The following is a 20,328-nucleotide window of genomic DNA, read 5'->3' as shown; positions in this document are numbered from 1 at the left end:
CAAAGAAAAAGCCGCATTAATATGCGGCTTTTTTGTACTTAAATAGCAAATCAATCCCACTGACGATATACGGCAATGGGCAGGTTTTCGCCCGACTTATGGGCGATACACTTTCACGTTCGTGTAACCTTGCTCGATTAAATACAATGCCTGCAATTTACTCATCACCCCACGCTCACAATAAAGCAAATAAGTCTTTTGCTTATCGAGATCGGCAAACTGAGTCGCTAACTTGAAGAATGGGATGCGCTTTATCTCAATACCTTCAATTTGCAGCGGTTTACTTTCCTCTTCTTCAGGGGCACGAATATCAATGACCACTTGGTTGGTATCGATACTGGCAACCGTTTCAGTCTCAGTAATCCGAGTATCCATTTGTTCTGCGATCTCCCTGATATCGATAGTGACAGATTGGGCGATGATCTGATCGATCAAATCCTCAGAGAACTTTTTCTCTTCCGCTTCAACCTTAGCTAATACCGCTTTTACCGTTGGCTTTTGCGAAATTACGCCGCAATATTCAGGCATTGATTTAGCAAAATCTTCGGTGCCGATTTTACGGCTCTCGTTGATAATGTCTTGCTTATCCATGGCGATTAAGGGACGTAGAATCAATAACTCAGTACAACGGTCGATGACGTTTAAGTTGGTCAGGGTCTGGCTAGACACTTGGCCTAAACTTTCACCGGTAACTAAGGCTTGAATGCCCATACGCTCGGCGATACGCGCCGCGGTACGCATCATCATGCGTTTCAATACAACGCCCATTTGACCGTTATCGATACGCTCTAAAATCTCAGCAACCACAGGCTCAAAAGGCACAGAGATAAACTTCACTTTATGGGATTCACCGTAGGTTTTCCACAAATGGTAAGCCACTTGTTTAACACCAATTTCATGCTGTGCGCCGCCCAGATTGAAGAAGCAGTAGTGGGTACGAGCGCCTTTTTTGATAAATTGATAGCTAGAAACGCCAGAGTCAAAACCACCCGAAATCAAGGACAATACATCTTCCTGTGTTGCCATCGGAAAACCGCCTAGACCTTCAATACGCTTAGTCACCATATAAAGGTTATCGCGCTCAATCTCTAAATTAACGGTAATGTCCGGATTCTTTAAACGCACGCCTAGCGCATCGGTAAACTGGTTTAAGCCACCACCGACATAACGTTCAACTTCAATAGAATTAAAATCATGATCGCCAGTACGCTTTACTCGCACGCAGAAGGTTTTACCCGCGAGTTGGTCACGGTAAACAGGCAAGACTTGCTGATAAATATCATCAACAGATTCAAAGCTGTACTCATCCACTTGCACTACGTGTGCAATGCCAGGAATACACGCCAGACGCTCACCGAAAGCTTGGGCCAATTCAGGCTTATCCTTTGGTACCATCACCATAATGCGGTCCCATTGACGCTGCACTTTTGCATCTTCGTCAACTTTTTTAAGCACATTACGGATGTTAGTTTCGAGCATTTTGGTGAAGCGCATGCGTACAGGCTTGCTCTTCATCATGATTTCTGGATACAGCTTTACAATAAACTTCATGGGATTTCCGCGGGCAATTTTAAAACAGCAAAATTGGTTAAAAGAATAATCGGGGGATTATATACCCAAGCAACCTAAAAAGGCGAGTTTCAGCGCACATAGCCAACAGCGACACAGGCCAAATTTGTGGCGTATTCATCGCGTATTAATGACTAAATCACGGCAGCTAATTAGGCTGAAATAATGTCACTAAAGCCTATTCGAATGGTTTGAATTTCCCTGCTTAAAATAAGTGATTTGAGATAAATCATTAACAATAAGTCGTTGAGGGATAGTTAAGGAAACTTAGGGATTACACACTCAATGTGATTAACGTAAAGCCCAAATGGATTTAAATCAACCACAGAAATTTGATGCATAACACTTTAACTAAAAGGGAAAAGTCCACATTAGCTCAATAAAAAAGCCGCAAGATTATTGCGGCTTTAGATTGGGAGAGTATCTAAACACTTAAGGCGAATTACCGATCTGAATTTCTTCAGACTCCTTAGCTTTACCTTGCTCAATAGCAATTTCAACCCTGCGGTTACGGGCACGATTTTCCGGAGAATCGTTAGGGACAATCGGATTGTTAGACGCCATACCAACCACTTTCATTCGATTAGAATCAAAGCCGCTGACCTGTACTAACTCATGGGCCACTGCCACGGCACGTTTGCTGGATAAATCCCAATTAGAACTATAGAGCTCATCGCTTATTTGCATATCATCCGTGTAACCTGACACTGTGATGACACCTGGCACATCTTTTAACAATTCGCCGACTGAGCGTACCACAGGTTTAAATCGAGGCTGCAGGAAACCTGAGCCAGAAGCAAATGAACCCTTCTCACGTATACGAATAATAATCTGCTGACCTAATGACTCAATTTCAATCGCTCCATCGGTGATCTCTTTATTGAGCTCCTGCGCCATCTTCTTCACTTGCTGATTGATCTTTTCTTGCGCCGCTGCCGCTTCCGCTTTAACCGCATCGGCCACTTCTTGCGCCGTAGCACTCGCTTCGCCACCCCGCTGAGAACCATTTTGCTGCTGCACGCCTCCCGCACTATCGTCTTCACCCGCTTGGAAATCCAATACAGGTTCAGTCATTTCATTCGTTTGCTGGTTAATGATTTCAATCGGAGTCGGATCGGGGCGACCTGGTCTAAATTCTAAGGCAATGACAGAAGTCCCTTTCGGGATGTCTTTAACTTCCACCTTATTTTGCACACCAAAGGCATACTTCATTGAGCCCGCGATCTGTTTAAACTTCATCACGTCCATTTCAGAAAATGACAATAACAACACGAAGAAGCACATCAACAGCGACATCAAGTCTGCAAATGTTGCAAGCCACATAGGTGCTCCGGGCGGTGGACAGTTGCACTTAGCCTTAGCCATTGGCTACTCTCCGTCCGTTGTATCTATTTTGCGATTTTTCTCAGCCAGATAATTTTTCAAGAAGCCTTCAATCACCCTAGGGTTTTGTCCGTCTTGAATCGCCAATACCGCATCCATAATAAGATTACGGTTAAGCATTTCTTCTCCCATCCTAATTGTTAGCTTATCCGCGATAGGCAAGCAAACCATGTTAGCGACCATAGCGCCGTATAATGTGGTTAACAAAGCAACGGCCATCGAGGGACCAATAGATTTAGGATCTGACATGTTAGATAGCATGGCCACAAGACCCACAAGCGTACCTATCATGCCCATCGCTGGGCCAACATCGCCAAAGGCTCTAAATATGCCAATCCCCGTCCGATGACGTTCTTCCGTTAGAGCGATATCCTTCTCTAGGGCTGCACGCACCACTTCACCATCGTGACCGTCGACCAACATATCAACAGCCTTTTGCATAAAAGTATTGGTAATTTGAGCTTCTTCTAATGCCAAAAACCCCCCTTTACGGGCGGCATCCGCCATAGTGACTGACTGCTCAATCAAATCTTCTGGTTTATCAATCTTAAATACAAAGGCTTTCAAAGCAATTTTAACGGCACTAAAAAACTGTTTAAGAGTGAACTTCATCATTACCACGAAGAAGGACCCACCGAACACAATCAGGATCGAGGGCACATCAACGAAAATCATCAAGCCGCCACTGGTCACCATAGCGCCGAGAATAAAACCAAAGGCTCCCACAATTCCGATTATTGTTGCTAAATCCACAACGGCTCCTCAATTTTCGTAATAAACGACATAATACTTACTCTGGGTAAGCAAGAACACTCAGTTATTCTACCGAATAAGATAATCCCACCGACACACATACGAGCCTTGTTTATCCAGTTAAAAATTACCATACAAATGATGATACTATTGTCAGTTATCGGACACACACTAAGCAAGTTTAGCGACAATTTATATTTTCTGGAAAAATTTCAGTAACAAAGCGTGCTATTGAGCAAATATCTTTAGTCTGAATTTGACCCTTACGCCGCCCTGATATACCTTGTGTCCGCTAAATCAAAGGAAACCTGAACGTGGCGAAGAAACCCGAAAATCTTAGTTTTGAAGAATCCCTTGGCGAACTTGAACGCATCGTTGCCGATCTAGAACAAGGCGATATATCCCTCGATGACGCGTTAAAACAATTTGAACGTGGCATCAATCTCGTTCGAAATAGCCAAGCAAAACTCGAACAAGCCCAACAAAAAGTGGCCATTTTACTGAAACAAGATGAAAATGCGCCCCTATCCCCCTATGCCGTTGAGGGCGAATAAGCGTGTTAGTCAGTACCATTCAAGAATATCAACAACGAGTTGATGATCAATTAAAACAGCGTTTTAGTACGCTTGAAGATACAGCTCCCCAATTAAAAGCCGCTATGACTTACGGTGCCTTATTGGGAGGGAAGCGCATTCGACCGTTCCTCGTATACAGTGTAGGACGCATGTTTGGGGTCGAACTCGAAAAGTTAGATGCTTGCGCCGCAGCCATTGAATGTATCCATGCTTATTCATTAATCCACGACGATTTACCCGCCATGGACGATGACGAGCTCCGCCGTGGCCAGCCGACCGTGCATATTGCCTTTGATGAAGCGACGGCCATTTTAGCGGGGGATGCTCTGCAAACCTTAGCCTTTGAAATTGTCACCGAAGCCGTAGCAGGGATCAGCAGCGAACAACATATTGCTATGGTAAGAGTATTAGCCAAAGCCTCAGGTTATCGTGGTATGTGTGGAGGCCAAGCAATAGACTTAGCCTCGACCGATAAACATATTGATCTTAAAGCATTAACTCAGCTACATAATATGAAAACCGGCGCCCTTATCAGCTGCGCCGTTGAGTTAGCTTTGATCGCCGCAAACGCGCCAAAAGATCAGTATGCTGCTATGATGGATTTTGCTCGTGCGGTCGGACTCGCCTTCCAAGTACAAGACGATATCCTTGACATCGTAGCCACCACCGAAGAGCTAGGTAAACCGCAAGGCTCTGATACTGAATCGAATAAGAGTACGTTTCCACAACTACTTGGACTACAAGGTGCACAAGACACCGCCAAACAACTGATCCAAGAGGCACTATCAGCGCTGGCTAAATTGCCATACAATAGCCAGTTAATTGCAGACTTCGCCCGCTATATCATTGAGCGAAGAATATAATAAGAGTCGAAGTATCTCGCTATGAGTTTGGACATTTCTCAGTTTCCCGTGTTGGCGCAGGCCAACACCCCCAATGAGCTCCGCCAGCTTCCTCAGGCACTTTTACCACAAGTAGCCGATGAACTGCGCGAGTTCCTTCTTAAGTCTGTTGGCATGTCCAGCGGACATTTTGCCTCTGGGCTCGGCACAGTAGAACTCACTGTGGCACTGCACTATGTCTACAATACCCCCTTTGATCGACTGATCTGGGACGTAGGCCATCAAGCCTATCCCCATAAAATTCTCACGGGTCGACGTGACAAGATGCACACCATTCGGCAAAAAGATGGCTTACATCCTTTCCCATGGCGTGAAGAAAGTGAATACGACACTTTCAGCGTTGGCCATTCTGGCACGTCGATTAGCGCCGCGCTGGCGATGGCGATAGCTGCAGAAAAAGAACAAGCAGGTCGTAAAGTGGTCGCTGTGATCGGCGATGGCGCTATGACTGGCGGCATGGTGTTTGAAGCCATGAACCACGCGGGCGACTTGCACAATGACATGCTCGTGGTACTGAACGACAACGAAATGTCGATTTCAGAAAATGTCGGCGCCCTCAACAATCATTTAGCACAACTGATGTCAGGCCGTTTCTACACCACACTGCGCGAAGGCGGCAAAAAAGTGTTAAAAGGTATGCCAGTCATCAAAGAAATGGCCAAGCGCACTGAGGAACACCTCAAAGGTATGGTCGTTCCTGGCACTCTATTTGAAGAGTTAGGTTTCAACTACATAGGTCCTATCGATGGCCATGATGTAGACGCTCTGGTCGAGACCATGCGCAATATGCGTAATCTGAAAGGTCCACAGGTGCTGCACATCATGACCAAAAAAGGTCGTGGTTATGAACCTGCTGAAAAAGATCCTATCGGTTGGCATGCTGTGCCTAAGTTTGACCCATCACTCTTTAAAAAGCCGGCCACCAAACCCGGTTTACCGACCTTTTCTCAAGTCTTCGGTAAATGGTTGTGCGACATTGCCGAACAAGATGAGAAAGTGTTAGCGATTACTCCTGCGATGCGTGAGGGTTCTGGCATGGTGGAGTTTTCCCAGCGCTTCCCGAAACAATATTTTGATGCAGCGATTGCTGAGCAGCATGCCGTCACCTTAGCGGCGGGTTTTGCCTGCGAAGGCTTCAAGCCTGTAGTCGCGATTTACTCGACTTTCCTGCAACGCGCCTATGATCAGCTTATTCACGATGTGGCACTACAACAATTGCCCGTGTTATTTGCCATTGACCGTGGCGGTATCGTCGGTGCAGATGGTCCAACCCACCAAGGTGCATTCGATTTAAGTTTTATGCGTTGTATCCCTAATATGGTGATCATGGCGCCGTCCGATGAAAACGAATGTCGTCAAATGCTCTACACTGGCTATTGCTATGATGCGGGCCCAAGTGCGGTGCGTTACCCAAGAGGCAGTGCAACGGGAGCGATGCAAGTCGAGTCCATGACTGCGTTGCCAATTGGTAAAGGTGTCATTAAGCGTATCGGTAAGCGTATTGCCATACTTAACTTTGGTACCTTGCTCGCATCGGCATTAACCGCTGCCGAAAGCTTAGATGCGACGGTTGTCGATATGCGCTTTGTGAAACCACTTGATGTTGATCTGGTAAAAGAAATGGCACTAACCCATGAAGTGTTAGTCACTGTGGAGGAAAATGCCATTATAGGCGGTGCGGGTGCCGGAGTGCTTGAACAGCTTCAAAAGCTAAAAATGCCTAAAGCCGTACTCCAAATAGGTTTGCCAGACGAGTTCATTAAACATGGCTCGCCAGAAGAAGTCATCCACGACTTGCAACTGGATGCCGAAGGCATACTGGCGCAAATCAATGCTTATCTAGTGCAATAGGCTGAACTTGCTTATCTCGTTAAGACGCTAAATCTTATCAATAAAAAATTCCGCCCATAAAAAAGGACTGCAATTGCAGTCCTTTTTTGTTGCTGTCTGTTATAACAGCGGCTGATCCAATAAAGCTTAAGCTTCGATATCTATCGTCGCGGTTTCTTGATTAGGGCCACCCTGTGACACCATCACCATAGCAGGACGCAGCAAGCGACTGTTCAGCTCATACCCCTTTTGCATCACCAACATCACAGTGTTCGCAGGGAACTCAGCGCTTGGCTGCATGCCAATCGCTTGATGTTGGTCAGGGTTAAATGACTGACCTTGTGGATCAATTTGCTTAACACCAAATTTAGCCACCGCAGTGAGTAAGCTTTTTTGAGTTAACTCAACACCTTGATAAATCGCTTTCGTCGCTTCATCTTCTGGGTTTGTCCCCATTAGCGCGCGCTCCATGTTATCAAGCACAGGCAAAAGCTCATTGGCGAACTTTTCCAAGGCAAACTTGTTCGCCTTTTCCACATCCATTGCGGCACGACGACGAATGTTATCGACCTCGGCTGCGGCGCGGATGACTGAATCCTTCTGCTCTTCAACTTTCGCCAAAGCTTCAGCGAGTAACTGTTCCAGCTCTTCAATACGGAAATTGGCCTGGGTAAGCTCATCGATCAGACTTGCTTCTGCGGTAGATACTTCAGACTCTACACCCTCTTGGATCAGATCCTGTTCTGCTTTAATCGATTCGTTGCTCATTTTCACTCCAGCTAAAAATGCTTTGTTTCTGAAATACTCTGGGCATATTATGGGGATCAATTTTGACGTTTCAAGGCCTAAGGCCAGATCTAGCATAAATATGACCACAAAGTTTCATACTATCGGCCTTATCGGCAAACCTCACCACCAAGGGACCAACCAAACCTTAAAACGTCTGCATTATTGGCTGACAATGCAGGGCTTTGAAGTCTTAGTGGAAGAGCGTGTTGCTACCGAATTAGGACCCAATATCATAGCGGTCGATTTACTAGAAATTGGCGCGCGTTGCGACTTAGCCATAGTCGTCGGTGGTGACGGTAACATGCTCGGCGCGGCAAGGGTATTAGCCCGCTTCGATTTAGGCGTGATTGGGGTTAACCGCGGCAATTTAGGCTTTTTAACCGATCTGCCGCCCGATGCCTTCGAAGAAGCACTCGCCAAGGTACTCGATGGAGAGTTCGATACCGAGCATAGATTCTTACTCGAAGCCGAAGTCTATCGCCACGGTATGCTCAAGGCGAGCAACACCGCCGTCAACGAAGCCGTACTCCATCCGGGTAAAATTGCCCACATGATTGAGTTTGAGGTCTATATTGACGATCAGTTCATGTACAGCCAACGTGCCGACGGCATGATAGTGTCAACGCCTACCGGTTCAACGGCCTACGCCCTCTCCGCTGGCGGCGCTATTCTGACGCCTAATTTACAGGCCCTGATCTTAGTACCTATGTTCCCGCACACTTTGTCGTGCCGCCCAATTGTTGTCGATGCGTGCAGCACCATAAAAATGGTTGTGTCACCTGAAAATGGCGAAAACCTCGAAGTCAGCTGTGATGGCCACGTGCATTTAGCCGTGTTACCCGGCGATGAAATCATAGTGCGCCGCAGCTCTGAACGTTTACGGCTTATTCATCCTAAAGGACACAACTATTTCCACGTGCTGCGGACCAAATTAGGCTGGGGCAGCAAGTTGTTTTAAGTCTGTATCTGTTGGCTAAATCACCAATAAAAGAGACATATCACGTCTCTTTTTTATTTTGTAAATTTAACCTAGAAGGTTGCGATTAAAGCCTTATCTTTTCCCCTGCACAGTCTTTGGTGAACTTTTTAGCACTTCTCACAAACAACTAATATTCACATTAATGGCGTTTGAGCATTAATGACACTAACCAGTCTGATAAAAGTTCAAACAGTATTTTTTAGTTTTGTTACTTAAAATTTCTGCTTCAATTTCACCCTGTTCTCTCAATTTCCCCTCTTAACCCATTAGAAGCGGTCACTTTTTATTTCAACTTTTCTGTTATTCGCTCAATATACTTGAATATTTGGGCTGGCTGTTCGCTCAAATAAACTGAAACTAAATTAAACAATGGTTATTAAATTTCATATTAAAGTAAAATTCATTAAGTGATATCCATCACAATAAAATCCCACCATTTTAAAACGTGCTCTAGATCACTATAAAAAACCATTCCAAAATGGACATATTAGGCAAACATTACAATAGCTTGATGAAAATAGAAGTAAATGAGTTAATCTAGCCACAACAATCTATGCGACCTTAATCACACCTTAAAAATGTCTTAAAAAATCATTAAGAGTCTATTAATGAAATAAATGGATCAGTTAATTGCAATAATGACGATAAATATGAGTGATAGCTCTACTTTTAATAACCAGAAAAACAACAAACTCAATTTTATATAACCAAAGTAGATATACATCCAAGAGTCTAAGTGATCATTGTCACATATAAGAAAATCCCCTGAGAGAAGCACCCCGCAGCACTGTAAATTAGCATTTCATATAACAGCCAAGATGATCTAGATCATATTAGTCAAGCTCACAATAGCGTCTAGTACACAACACAGAATGTCGAGACCGTAAGTACTTGCAGTATTAACTGCTGATTTATTGGTCTGGGAAGTCGACATGAAGGCAGATGAAAAATCCTAATATCAATAATAAGACAGACCACTTTATGAAGAGGCAAGCATGACAATACTTCAACTCCTCGCTAGCTTGACGCCAGTGCTCAGTGTAATGCTATTTCTAGTGTTACTCAGAATGCCTGCATCTAAGGCTATGCCTATCTCCATGATAATCACAGCGCTCGCCGCCGTGTTTATTTGGCAAATGGATACCACATTACTGGCGGCATCGGTCCTCGAAGGACTGCTCTCAGCCATCACACCGTTAACCATCATTTTTGGTGCCGTATTCCTACTCAATACCCTGAAATACTCAGGTGCCATGGACACTATCCGTGCTGGGTTTACTAACATCAGTGCCGATGCCCGTGTACAAGTCATCATCATCTGTTGGTTATTCGGTGCCTTTATTGAAGGTAGTGCTGGTTTTGGTACTCCCGCAGCCATTGGCGCACCACTACTGGTATTGCTTGGTGTACCACCCGTTGCCGCAGCTGTCGTGGCTTTAATTGCTGACTCGGCCTGTGTATCCTTCGGTGCGATTGGTCTACCCGTACTCTTTGGGATGGAACAGGGTCTGATCCAAGGTGGCGTGAGCATGGCGGCGGAGCAATTTGCTGCCCATGGCGGTAACTATGCTGGTTATGCTCGATATATCGTCATGCATATGATCACTATCGACTTAATCACAGGTTCATTAATTCCTCTCGTAATGGTGACCATGCTAACTGGATTCTTTGGTCGCAATAAATCCTTTAAGGAAGGCTTAGCAATTTGGAAATTTGCGATTTTCTCAGGTCTTGCCTTTACCGTCCCCGCATGGATCATCAACTACCTTGCAGGCCCAGAATTCCCTTCGGTTATCGGTTCATTGATCGGTATGGCCTTAGTGATCCCGGTTGCGCGTAAAGGCTACTTACTGCCTAAAACGCCATGGAATGATTTCGCAGAGAATGACAGTCAAGAAAGCGGAAAAGTCGAAACAACGGCTAAGTTTTCTCAAATTGCCGCTTGGACACCTTACATCATCATGGCTGCGCTTTTGGTACTGTCGCGTACAGTGGCACCGTTAAAAGCATGGTTATCAAGCTTTAACATCAGCTGGACAGGCCTAATGGGCACTGAGCTTAAAGCCAGCTTCGCAACCTTATATGCACCAGGTGCCTTCTTTGTTGCCGTGTGTATTCTAGGTTTCTTCCTGTTCAAAATGAAAAGCCCTGCGATTCAGCAAACGGTCGGTGTTTCATGTAAGTCCATGTTGCCAACCATTATTTCATTAGGCGCATCAGTGCCTATGGTGAAAATCTTCTTAAACTCAGGCGCGAATGGTGCAGGCCTTGCCTCAATGCCTGTCGCTTTAGCGGATATGTTGGCAGGTTCCATGGGCGCAGTGTGGGCTTGGATGGCGCCTATCGTGGGGATTTTTGGTGCCTTCTTATCCGGTTCAGCCACCTTCTCAAACATGATGTTCTCCAGCCTTCAATACAGCGTGGCCGACAATATTGGCATGAACCACACACTGGTATTGGCACTACAAGGTATCGGAGCAAACGCCGGTAACATGATGTGCGTAATGAACGTGGTTGCCGCTGCAACGGTAGTGGGTATGGCAGGTAGAGAATCAGAAATTATCCGTAAAACAATGCCTGTTGCCATTGGTTATGCCTTACTGGCGGGCACAATAGCTACCCTGTGGGGTGGATTCTAAGCCGTTTTATTTTATTGAATGCCCGAAGTCACTCCCAGTGACTTCGGCTTTAATCTATTAATAAAGAGAGTGATGCTATGTCGATTAACTATAAACTGGTCATCGATGATCTAAGAACGCAATTAGGTGATCATCCCGTGACGGATGATCCCGTTCGCCGTTTTGCCTGGTCCACCGATGCAAGCTACTTCAGGATAGTCCCAGAAGTGGTTGTCCATGCAGAAACCCTAGAACAGGTAAAGCTCACATTAGCCGTTGCCCGTAAGCATGATGCACCCGTCACGTTTAGGGCCGCTGGAACCAGTTTATCTGGCCAAGCTATCGGTGAAGGTATTTTGTTGATCCTTGGCCATGATGGTTTTAGAAAGATTGAAGTCAGTAGCGATGCCAAACAGATCACCTTAGGTGCTGCTGTCATTGGTTCCGACGCTAACGCCGTACTCGCGCCGCTTAACCGCAAAATTGGTCCCGATCCCGCCACCATAGGCTCCGCCAAAATTGGTGGTATTGTGGCAAACAATGCTTCGGGAATGTGCTGTGGTACAGCGCAAAACAGTTACCAAACTATCGCTTCCGCGAAACTTCTTTTTGCAGATGGTACTGAACTCGATACTGGCTGTGAAAAATCAAAAGCTGCCTTTGTTAAATCCCATGGAAAAATACTGGATGCGCTGACAGAACTGTCGCACATGACTCGTCATAACACAGTGTTAGCGGACAGAATTCGTAAAAAGTATTCCATTAAAAATACCACCGGCTACGGCATCAATTCGTTACTCGATTTTACCGACCCATTTGACATCATCAACCACTTAATGGTGGGGATGGAAGGCACCTTAGCCTTTATTAATGAAGTCACTTATCACACAGTGAATGAAGCTAAATTTAAAGCCTCAGCTATGGCCGTATTCCATAATATGGAAGATGCCGCACGAGCCATACCACTGATAAACGGTGAAAGCGTTTCTGCGGCTGAACTCCTTGATTGGCCATCAATCAAAGCAGTAACGGGCAAGCCTGGCATGCCAGATTGGTTATCAGAATTGCCGGCCCTATCCGCTATTCTACTGATAGAATCCCGTGCTGATGACGACAAAACCTTAGATAATTATACTCAAGATGTCACCGTGAAACTCGCCGGTTTTGACTTTATCCGCCCAATGGAATTTAGTACTAATCCAGCGATTTATGACAAATACTGGGCAATGCGCAAAGGCTTGTTCCCGATTGTAGGTGGTGAGCGTCCAAAGGGAACCTCAGTTATCATCGAAGACGTGGCCTTTGAACTAGAGCACCTTGCTGCTGCGGCGCACGATATCACTGAGCTTTTCCATAAACATGGTTACCCTGAAGGCTGTATTTATGGCCATGCTCTTGCGGGGAACTTCCACTTTATCATTACCCCCACCTTCTCGACTCAAGCCGATATCGATCGTTTCCATGCCTTTATGGATGATATTGCCGACATGGTGATTAACAAGTACGACGGTTCAATGAAAGCCGAGCATGGTACTGGCCGTGCTGTCGCGCCGTTCGTCGAAAAAGAATGGGGACAAGATGCTTACACTTTGATGAAGAGCATCAAACAAGTATTTGATCCACAGGGTATTCTAAACCCAGGCGTTATTCTTAACGACGATAGCAATGTCCACGTTAAAAATATCAAGCCCTGCCCTGTGGTCGATGATTTTGTTGATAAGTGTATCGAATGTGGTTTCTGTGAAAAAACCTGCCCAACATCGGCACTCAACTTCTCACCTCGTCAGCGTATTGCGACTCTGCGTGAAATAGAACGTTTAGAACAATCCGGTGATAAAGCCGCCGCAGCAGAAATGCGCGCCGCCGCTAAATACGATGTAGTTGATACCTGTGCCGCCTGCCAGCTTTGTACTATTGCTTGCCCAGTGGATAACAGCATGGGCCAACTGGTGCGTAAACTGCGCACGCCGTACATCAGCACTACTGAACAAAAAGTCTTAGATTTCCAAGCCAAACACTTTGGCGCAGTTAACCAGGTTATCAGTTCAGGTTTTGACATGCTTGGCGTGATCCACAAGATCACTGGCGATAACATTACCAGTGCCCTAATGAAAACCGGCCGTTTGATTTCAAAAGAAGTGCCTTATTGGAACCCAGATTTCCCGAAAGGCGGCAAATTGCCAAAACCATCCCCCGCTAAAGTTGGCCAAGAAACAGTGGTTTACTTCCCAGCCTGTGGCGGCAGAACCTTTGGTCCGACACCCAAAGATCCCGATAACCGCACTTTGCCTGAGGTGGTCGTCACGCTGCTGGAACGTGCAGGCTATAACGTCATCACGCCAGAAAAAACCCGCGATTTATGTTGCGGCCAGATGTGGGAATCTAAGGGCGACTTTAAAAACGCCGATGCCAAACGCCAAGAACTTATCGATGCAGTGAGCAAGATGACCAATGGTGGCAAGCTGCCAGTGATCGTCGATGCCTTGTCTTGCACCTACCGCACTTTGTCGGGTAATCCAAAAGTACAAATTATCGACTTAGTTGAGTTTATGCACGACAAGCTACTGACTAAGCTCAACATCAGCAAAAAAGTCAATGTGGCATTGCACTTAGGTTGTAGCGCACGCAAGATGAAACTTGAACCTAAGATGCAAGCAATCGCCGATGCCTGCTCTGCGCAAGTGCTCAAACCTGCAGGAATTGACTGCTGCGGTTACGCGGGTGAAAAAGGCTTGTATAAGCCTGAAATCAACGCCAGCGCACTGCGTAATATTAAAAAGCTCATTCCTGTCGAGATTAAGGAAGGCTATTACGCCAACCGTATGTGCGAAGTCGGTCTGACCCAACACAGCGGCATTTCCTACCGCCACTTAGCTTATCTGCTAGAAGAGTGCAGCCGCTAATCTGGTATACAGTAGTAAACAACGGGGCTATTTTTAGCCCCGTTTGTTTATATAAGCGAACTATTCTCATTTATTTGTCATTAAGTATTTTTTGAGAATTTAAACCTGAATAAATACATTTTAAAACCAATGTAATCATCAAGTTAAAATATTCTCATTTTTGAAAAAATCTACAAGCTCATTTACTAAATTAGGGCTACTTATTCCGCTAAGATAGGCCTATATTTGATCAACTACCTTAGCATTAGTGTGGATATTGGGTCACACTGCAAGGCAATGTCGTTCACTAACAAGAAAGAGAAAACACAATGAAAATCGCCCTTTTCATCCCGTGTCTAGTCAATCAAATGATGCCAGAGGTCGCGATTGCCACCTTGGAATTATTAGAGAAACTCGGGCACCAAGTGATTCTACCCGCGGGTCAAACATGCTGTGGCCAGCCGATGACAAACTCGGGTTGCTTCGATGCAGCACGCAGTACCACCCTTAAATTGCTCAACGCCTTTAAAGGAGTAGAATGCGACGCTATTGTTTGCCCTGCCGCCTCTTGTTTAGTGGCCGCCAAAGAAAACTTCCACGAGTTTGATAGCAGCCCAGAAGCACAAGCTGTGATCAACAAACTCTATGAACTCACAGAGTTTTTACACGATATCGCGCCGATCCCCGCCTTTACCAAGCCCTTCACGCACAAGGTAAGCCTGCAACTAAGTTGCCATGGCATTCGCATGTTAAGCCTTGCCACCCCAAGTGAGCAAATGGGGCCAAGATTCAACAAAGTCGAAGCTGTATTGGCCAATATTGCAGGCATAGACATAGTGTATCCAGACCGCCGTGACGAATGCTGCGGCTTTGGTGGCACCTTCGCTGTCGATGAAGGCGCAGTGTCGGCCAAAATGGGCAAAGACAAAGCCCACGCCCACGCCGCAACGGGTGCTGAGTATGTGGTGGGTTTTGATCCCTCATGCCTATTGCACCTCGATGGCATGATCCGCAGACAGCAATTGCCGATTGAAATTCGCCACATAGCGCAAGTGCTAAACGCCGCGCTCTAGGAGACTCACCATGGCTTACAATCATAATCACGGAGCTAATGGCTCCCAAGTCCATGCCCATAAAGCCGATATTTTTTGCCGCGACGAAACCCGTGTCGACTGGCATTCAAAAGCGCTATGGATGCTCAGAGAAAAACGCGACCGCGCCGCGGGTAGCATCCCAGAATGGGAACAACTGCGTCAGTTAGGCTCAGAAATTAAGCTCCACACGCTAACCCATCTTGCTCAATATCTTGAAACCTTTGAACAAAACTGTATCGCCAACGGCATACAAGTCCATTGGGCGAAAGATGGCGCAGAGCACAATCGTATCGTGCATGACATTTTATCCCGCCATAAAGTCAAAAAGTTGGTGAAGTCTAAGTCTATGCTGACCGAGGAATGTCACCTCAATCCGTACTTAGAACAACGTGGCATTGAGGTCATAGATACCGACTTAGGTGAGCGGATTATTCAGCTCGCCAAAATGCCACCATCACACATAGTCGTGCCCGCTATCCATATGAAAAAGGAAGAAGTCGGCGAACTCTTCCATGAGAAACTCGGCACTAAAGCAGGGGCAGCCGATCCCTTGTATTTAACCCGCGCCGCCCGTGCTCACCTGCGTGAACAGTTCCTTAGCGCCGATGCCGCGATGACAGGCGTGAACATGGCGATTGCCGATAAAGGCGCCGTGGTGGTCTGCACGAACGAAGGCAACGCCGACATGGGTGCTAACCTGCCTAAGTTGCAGTTGCATTCAATGGGCATCGACAAAGTGGTGCCCGATATCGATAGCGCAGCCGTCTTGCTACGCACACTGGCACGCAACGCCACAGGCCAACCTGTCACGACTTATAGCGCCTTTTACCGTGGCCCACAGCCCGAAGGTGAGATGCACATTATTATCGTCGACAATGGCCGCACTGAGATGCTCAAGGATAAAATCCTCGCAGAATCATTGAAGTGTATTCGTTGTGGTGGTTGCCTCAATACCTGTCCTGTGTATCGTCGCTCCGGCGGTTACAGCTACAACTACACCATACCTGGCCCAATTGGTATCGCAGTGGGCGCTAAGATTGATGACACTAACTCGATTGCCTGGGCCTGTACCTTGTGTGGCAGCTGTACCTATATCTGCCCAACGAAGGTGCCGCTCGATAAGATTATTTTCCACCACAGACGCCTTAAGGCTGAAGCCGGAAAACTCCCCTATGGCAAAAACAGTTACATGCCATTAGTGGGTAAATTTATGGCAAGCGAAACCATGCTGAACTGCTCTATGAGTGTGGCGAGAACTGCGCTGCGCATTCTACCGGGTAGTCTGTTAAAACCCTTTAGCGGTGCATGGGGTAAATACCGTGAACTGCCCGTTGCCCCGAACTCCAGCTTCGAAGCTTGGTTTAAGAAACACAGGAGCCTATAAGATGTCTAGTAAACTTGAAATTCTCAATGCGCTCAAACTGTCGGCCTTAACAAATCATCCTATGCCAAGCATAGATGTGACGCCAAGAGTAGAAAATCTCGTCGGCCAATTCGAGACCAACCTCAATACTGTCGCGGGTACGCTGCATAAAGAAGGTGGCATCAAAGCCCTGCAAGCCAAAGTCGATGAACTTATCGCCCAAGGGTTACAGGTCATCTCCCTTGTAGAGGGTGTCACGGCAAACCGTGAAATGCCACCCACTGCCCACGAGCTCAAAAACATAGATTATGCAGTGATCCCAGGTGACATTGGCGTTGCCGAAAACGGTGCCATTTGGGTTAACAATAAGAATCTAGGCCACAGAGTGACACCTTTTATCTGTGAAAACCTGATCTTAGCCCTGCCAACGAATAAGATTGTGCCGACCCTACATCAGGCAGCTAAAGAAATCACGTTAGCCTCAGGTGAGTTCGGGGTGTTTATCGCGGGTCCATCAAAAACCGCCGATATCGAACAAGCCCTCGTCGTCGGCGCCCACGGCGCCTGCAGCTTGAACGTGTATTTGCTCTAATGCCTCGAGATTTAATGTAACCAAGAAAATTCAAGGGTTATGGAATAATCGAAACACAAAAGCCGCCTTCATTAGCGGCTTTCTTATTGAGACTTCGCTGAATGATATTTGAGTTGTAGGCTGATAAACCACTAACACAGCTTACCAATTAACGTTTATTGACTAACAGTTTACAGGCTTGCCATGGCATTCACTCGCCGACTCGGTGAATAGAAACCTAGGGCCTCTAAGCTTATGAACGAGAGCCATGGCCGTTCTCATGCATCCCTGCATTGCACGACATTCAGGCGTCCTGCCTATCAGATGGCGAACTGGCAGTTAAACACGGATGTTGTTCAAGTCAATCCGTGGATGCAGGGCCGCTCCATCCTGCTCTTTGATGAACGGCGCCGTCCCTAACATTTATCTGCGTACGTTAGTGACGCTTAAATACAAACCCAACATTAAGATGTTGATTTACATTGTGATATAACTACGTTCTAAGACAATCGTTAGTGATAAGCAGGGGATCTTTATCAAGTCGCTTTAACCACGTGCGATAGCGCACATACTGAGGATACCTTGGTAGTATCCTCGACTCGGTTGATAGTATTCTCGATTATGTCCATGAGGCATTTATAGTAAAGGTGAGTAAATGAACGAGGTATTACTACAAATAAAGGCGCTCACCAATGGTGATCCTTTGTTGACGGCTGTCATTGTTGGAGTATTAACATTTACGTTAATTGGACTCGTAGGCTACATGCTAAAAGATGTCCCCGCGAAGCTGTTAAGTTGGCTCAGTAGTCTGCTGTTTGTGCGGCTCACTATAGACGATAGCCATCAGGCGCGCACAGAGGTATTCAATAAACTGTCCTTTTTGATCAGTAATACTACCATTCCGTTTTTTTCACGCTCTATCTCTGAGGCTGTGTACTATGACTATAGTGTGAGTTACGACGGGCGTGTCAGTGTTAAATCTATCGGCTACGGTATGCACCTGTTTAAATACGGTGGTTGTTTCATGTTGGCTACCCGATCTAAGGTCGATAGTACGATGGCATACGATTCTATTACTGTAAGTGCACCATGGTGGGCAAAAGATAAACTATATAGTTTTTTAGAAGATACTCGTGGAGACATATCTACAGAGCCGAAAGTTAATATTTTCGAAGAAACCGAATGGTGTCGCTATGGCACATTGAAATCATCGGGTTTTAGTGAATTAGTGCTAGATGAAGAGTTTAAGCAGAAGTTGATGGGAGAAGTTGATAACTTCGCAAGTAGAGGGAAATCGGTTGTAAGTAAGCTAACCATACTGTTACATGGAAAAACGGGTACTGGTAAGACGGGTATAGCGAGAGCCTTAGCTGTTGAGTATCATCGCGATCTATACATATTGAATCTATCGACTGTAAATGATGCCACTATTCATAAGGCGATTAGAAAGGTACCGCCCGGAGCTATGTTGTTAATAGAGGACTGTGACTGTGTAAAGGCGACGGTATCACGAACTGCTGAAAGCAATGTAGATAACCCACCACTCACTTTAGGTGGCGTTCTAAACGCGTTAGACGGAATCATTCCTCTTGATGACTGCCTTGTAATAATGACCACAAATCATCCTGATAATCTTGACCCAGCGTTGATACGTAAAGGTCGTGTAGATGTCAGTATTGAAGTACCACTTATCAGTGCAAAACAAGTTAATGAAGACTACTTTGAACGTTTTGGCGCAGTTCTTAATAGAACTGAGCCATTGTTAGGTTGTGAAGTCTATGAACTCCATCGCAGAGCGAACTTAAGATATGGTGTGTGTTGTAAGCCAGTGTAGATGCTCTGGATTCAACAAACCATGAGGTCATGATAGCCATGAATAACAATAAACTGATCGTCTTCAATTAGTGGTAACTGGCCGAGTTGCTGTAATCTGATTTTTAATTCAGCAAGCAGAAATACATTGTCATCCGCCAAACCGGCAGGAAAAACGGTTTTCGCAATTCTAATCGCGTTAATGGATTTATAGCGAATACACCTTTGCACAAAAAGACAATCAGTAGCCATGATCTCGGATAACACTTGATTTGAGGCTTCATAATCGAGAGGAAAGTCCTCTTCACCGACCAACTGTAGTTGCAAATACACAGGACGAGAAGCTAACAGCGTCATACATTCGCGCCATTTAGTATTATTCATCATAGAACTCATAATGTTAAATTGCTTTTTTACCCCTGATGATTAACAAGTTACCTTTGGTGTTTAACAGCCCGTATAGGGATTAAAAATGGTAGCGAATAAAGTAAGCCGCTTAAAGTAATGGGCTAGACGTAAACTCGTTTAGTACATCTTCTGAGGTTGACTCATATTCAACCACCAGTTTATGGGGTGTAAGCCGATACACTCTCACCTCAATATTCCCTCGCACAGCATAAATTAAAGCGCCGCCATAGGTTGTTTCAGGCCCAAGATCTCCTGCTGGAACTTGCTCGGCGGCGCCAATATACAGGCACCCTGACAATACTGTTAAATTTGCAGAGAGATAATTCGAATTGAGCCCAGCCTCACCTAGCTTACGGAAAATTTCAACCTCATAACAGCCATCGGCGCCAAGTCCTACGAATAGCACATGACCTTGATTGATTTCCAAAATTTCGTCACTCGGCACAGACCACCAATCAGCCGTATCTTCACAGCGATGAGTTAATGCCGCGGGATCAAATATCGCCATTGTGGCGGTATCTGTGTCAAACCGAGTTGTTGTATAGGGTTTACTCATCATATATGGACCCATCCGGTTTGCAAGACATTCGATAGCGATTATGAGAAGAGTTCATTGCACCCATATATTCGGCCTGTTATTGAGGTATGCCTCTGGCCCTGATGGATATCTGCTTCTACTGTCCTTATCATCCTTGCGGCTTCATTATGAGCCTATGGCGAGCTAAGGTTTTCAGTAGATCAGTCTGACTGTCTCATCATCAAATCAATTGTCATAGCAACTTGCTGGTTGATTAATTATT

16 protein-coding genes are annotated in these 20,328 nt (G+C 45.8%); 10 read left to right on the top strand and 6 right to left on the bottom strand.

From position 1 onward, the window contains the following. Window positions 1-96 precede the first annotated feature (96 nt). The 3 genes from thiI to pomA form a co-directional block, all read right to left on the bottom strand. Window positions 97-1,551, bottom strand: a complete 1,455-nt coding sequence (gene thiI / locus L5M29_RS21375) for a tRNA uracil 4-sulfurtransferase ThiI (protein ID WP_028760687.1) — start codon at window positions 1,549-1,551, stop codon at window positions 97-99. A gap of 450 nt (window positions 1,552-2,001) precedes the next feature. Next, the gene (locus tag L5M29_RS21370; RefSeq protein WP_131522981.1) at window positions 2,002-2,934 is read right to left on the bottom strand and encodes a flagellar motor protein MotB; all 933 of its coding nucleotides are present in this window, start codon (window positions 2,932-2,934) and stop codon (window positions 2,002-2,004) included. A 3-nt stretch (window positions 2,935-2,937) separates the two neighbouring features. Then, window positions 2,938-3,705, bottom strand: a complete 768-nt coding sequence (gene pomA / locus L5M29_RS21365; RefSeq protein ID WP_263140359.1) for a flagellar motor protein PomA — start codon at window positions 3,703-3,705, stop codon at window positions 2,938-2,940. A 314-nt stretch (window positions 3,706-4,019) separates the two neighbouring features. On the opposite strand from pomA, the gene xseB reads away from it, so the two are divergent. The 3 genes from xseB to dxs are packed head-to-tail and all read left to right on the top strand — an operon-like array spanning window position 4,020 to window position 7,033. Continuing rightward, complete coding sequence (gene xseB, locus L5M29_RS21360; protein WP_006080884.1) at window positions 4,020-4,259, top strand: exodeoxyribonuclease VII small subunit; 240 nt, start codon at window positions 4,020-4,022, stop codon at window positions 4,257-4,259. A gap of 2 nt (window positions 4,260-4,261) precedes the next feature. Beyond that, complete coding sequence (gene ispA / locus L5M29_RS21355; RefSeq protein WP_113941026.1) at window positions 4,262-5,143, top strand: (2E,6E)-farnesyl diphosphate synthase; 882 nt, start codon at window positions 4,262-4,264, stop codon at window positions 5,141-5,143. A 21-nt stretch (window positions 5,144-5,164) separates the two neighbouring features. Continuing rightward, window positions 5,165-7,033, top strand: coding sequence for a 1-deoxy-D-xylulose-5-phosphate synthase (gene dxs, locus L5M29_RS21350; protein ID WP_263169968.1), 1,869 nt, complete (start codon window positions 5,165-5,167; stop codon window positions 7,031-7,033). A gap of 126 nt (window positions 7,034-7,159) precedes the next feature. On the opposite strand, the gene grpE is transcribed toward dxs, so the two are convergent. Then, window positions 7,160-7,780, bottom strand: coding sequence for a nucleotide exchange factor GrpE (grpE, locus tag L5M29_RS21345; RefSeq protein ID WP_113941025.1), 621 nt, complete (start codon window positions 7,778-7,780; stop codon window positions 7,160-7,162). Window positions 7,781-7,880: 100 nt separating this feature from the next. Between grpE and nadK the strand changes: the two genes are divergently transcribed. The 7 genes from nadK (at window position 7,881) to L5M29_RS21310 (ending at window position 19,142) form a co-directional block, all read left to right on the top strand. After that, window positions 7,881-8,759 (top strand): NAD(+) kinase, encoded by an 879-nt coding sequence (nadK, locus tag L5M29_RS21340; protein WP_081729057.1) that lies wholly within the window; start codon window positions 7,881-7,883, stop codon window positions 8,757-8,759. Window positions 8,760-9,775: 1,016 nt separating this feature from the next. After that, window positions 9,776-11,419, top strand: a complete 1,644-nt coding sequence (locus tag L5M29_RS21335; protein WP_049821741.1) for an L-lactate permease — start codon at window positions 9,776-9,778, stop codon at window positions 11,417-11,419. Window positions 11,420-11,496: 77 nt separating this feature from the next. Continuing rightward, window positions 11,497-14,301, top strand: a complete 2,805-nt coding sequence (locus L5M29_RS21330) for an FAD-binding and (Fe-S)-binding domain-containing protein (protein ID WP_263169964.1) — start codon at window positions 11,497-11,499, stop codon at window positions 14,299-14,301. A 308-nt stretch (window positions 14,302-14,609) separates the two neighbouring features. After that, a complete protein-coding gene (locus tag L5M29_RS21325; RefSeq protein ID WP_263169962.1) occupies window positions 14,610-15,353 on the top strand; it encodes a (Fe-S)-binding protein in 744 nt (247 codons plus the stop codon). 10 nt (window positions 15,354-15,363) lie between these two features. Next, window positions 15,364-16,758, top strand: coding sequence for a lactate utilization protein B (locus L5M29_RS21320; protein ID WP_113941021.1), 1,395 nt, complete (start codon window positions 15,364-15,366; stop codon window positions 16,756-16,758). Between the two features lies 1 nt (window position 16,759). Beyond that, the gene (locus tag L5M29_RS21315; protein ID WP_028760696.1) at window positions 16,760-17,329 is read left to right on the top strand and encodes a lactate utilization protein C; all 570 of its coding nucleotides are present in this window, start codon (window positions 16,760-16,762) and stop codon (window positions 17,327-17,329) included. A gap of 634 nt (window positions 17,330-17,963) precedes the next feature. Beyond that, on the top strand, window positions 17,964-19,142 hold the full coding sequence (locus tag L5M29_RS21310; protein WP_263169960.1) for an AAA family ATPase: 1,179 nt from the start codon (window positions 17,964-17,966) through the stop codon (window positions 19,140-19,142). An 11-nt stretch (window positions 19,143-19,153) separates the two neighbouring features. Here L5M29_RS21310 and L5M29_RS21305 read toward each other — a convergent pair whose 3' ends face one another. Beyond that, entirely contained in the window at window positions 19,154-19,477 is a 324-nt protein-coding gene (locus L5M29_RS21305) for a hypothetical protein (protein ID WP_263169958.1), read from the bottom strand. Between the two features lie 139 nt (window positions 19,478-19,616). Further along, on the bottom strand, window positions 19,617-20,087 hold the full coding sequence (locus L5M29_RS21300; protein WP_105249776.1) for a DUF6386 family protein: 471 nt from the start codon (window positions 20,085-20,087) through the stop codon (window positions 19,617-19,619). Window positions 20,088-20,328: the final 241 nt, after the last annotated feature.

The sequence above is a fragment of the Shewanella sp. SM95 genome, from assembly GCF_025653595.1.
Taxonomy (GTDB): Bacteria; Pseudomonadota; Gammaproteobacteria; order Enterobacterales; family Shewanellaceae; genus Shewanella; species Shewanella oncorhynchi.
This window is presented reverse-complemented; position numbering and strand designations above follow the sequence as displayed.

Bases quoted from the DNA above. Each gene is read 5' to 3' on its own strand.
- L5M29_RS21370 (WP_131522981.1), bottom strand. From the start codon at position 2,934: ATGGCTAAGGCTAAGTGCAACTGTCCACCGCCCGGAGCACCTATGTGG.
- L5M29_RS21325 (WP_263169962.1), top strand. From the start codon at position 14,610: ATGAAAATCGCCCTTTTCATCCCGTGTCTAGTCAATCAAATGATGCCA.
- L5M29_RS21310 (WP_263169960.1), top strand. From the start codon at position 17,964: ATGAACGAGGTATTACTACAAATAAAGGCGCTCACCAATGGTGATCCT.
- thiI (WP_028760687.1), bottom strand. From the start codon at position 1,551: ATGAAGTTTATTGTAAAGCTGTATCCAGAAATCATGATGAAGAGCAAG.
- grpE (WP_113941025.1), bottom strand. From the start codon at position 7,780: ATGAGCAACGAATCGATTAAAGCAGAACAGGATCTGATCCAAGAGGGT.
- nadK (WP_081729057.1), top strand. From the start codon at position 7,881: ATGACCACAAAGTTTCATACTATCGGCCTTATCGGCAAACCTCACCAC.
- L5M29_RS21335 (WP_049821741.1), top strand. From the start codon at position 9,776: ATGACAATACTTCAACTCCTCGCTAGCTTGACGCCAGTGCTCAGTGTA.
- dxs (WP_263169968.1), top strand. From the start codon at position 5,165: ATGAGTTTGGACATTTCTCAGTTTCCCGTGTTGGCGCAGGCCAACACC.
- L5M29_RS21305 (WP_263169958.1), bottom strand. From the start codon at position 19,477: ATGACGCTGTTAGCTTCTCGTCCTGTGTATTTGCAACTACAGTTGGTC.
- L5M29_RS21300 (WP_105249776.1), bottom strand. From the start codon at position 20,087: ATGATGAGTAAACCCTATACAACAACTCGGTTTGACACAGATACCGCC.
- L5M29_RS21320 (WP_113941021.1), top strand. From the start codon at position 15,364: ATGGCTTACAATCATAATCACGGAGCTAATGGCTCCCAAGTCCATGCC.
- L5M29_RS21315 (WP_028760696.1), top strand. From the start codon at position 16,760: ATGTCTAGTAAACTTGAAATTCTCAATGCGCTCAAACTGTCGGCCTTA.
- L5M29_RS21330 (WP_263169964.1), top strand. From the start codon at position 11,497: ATGTCGATTAACTATAAACTGGTCATCGATGATCTAAGAACGCAATTA.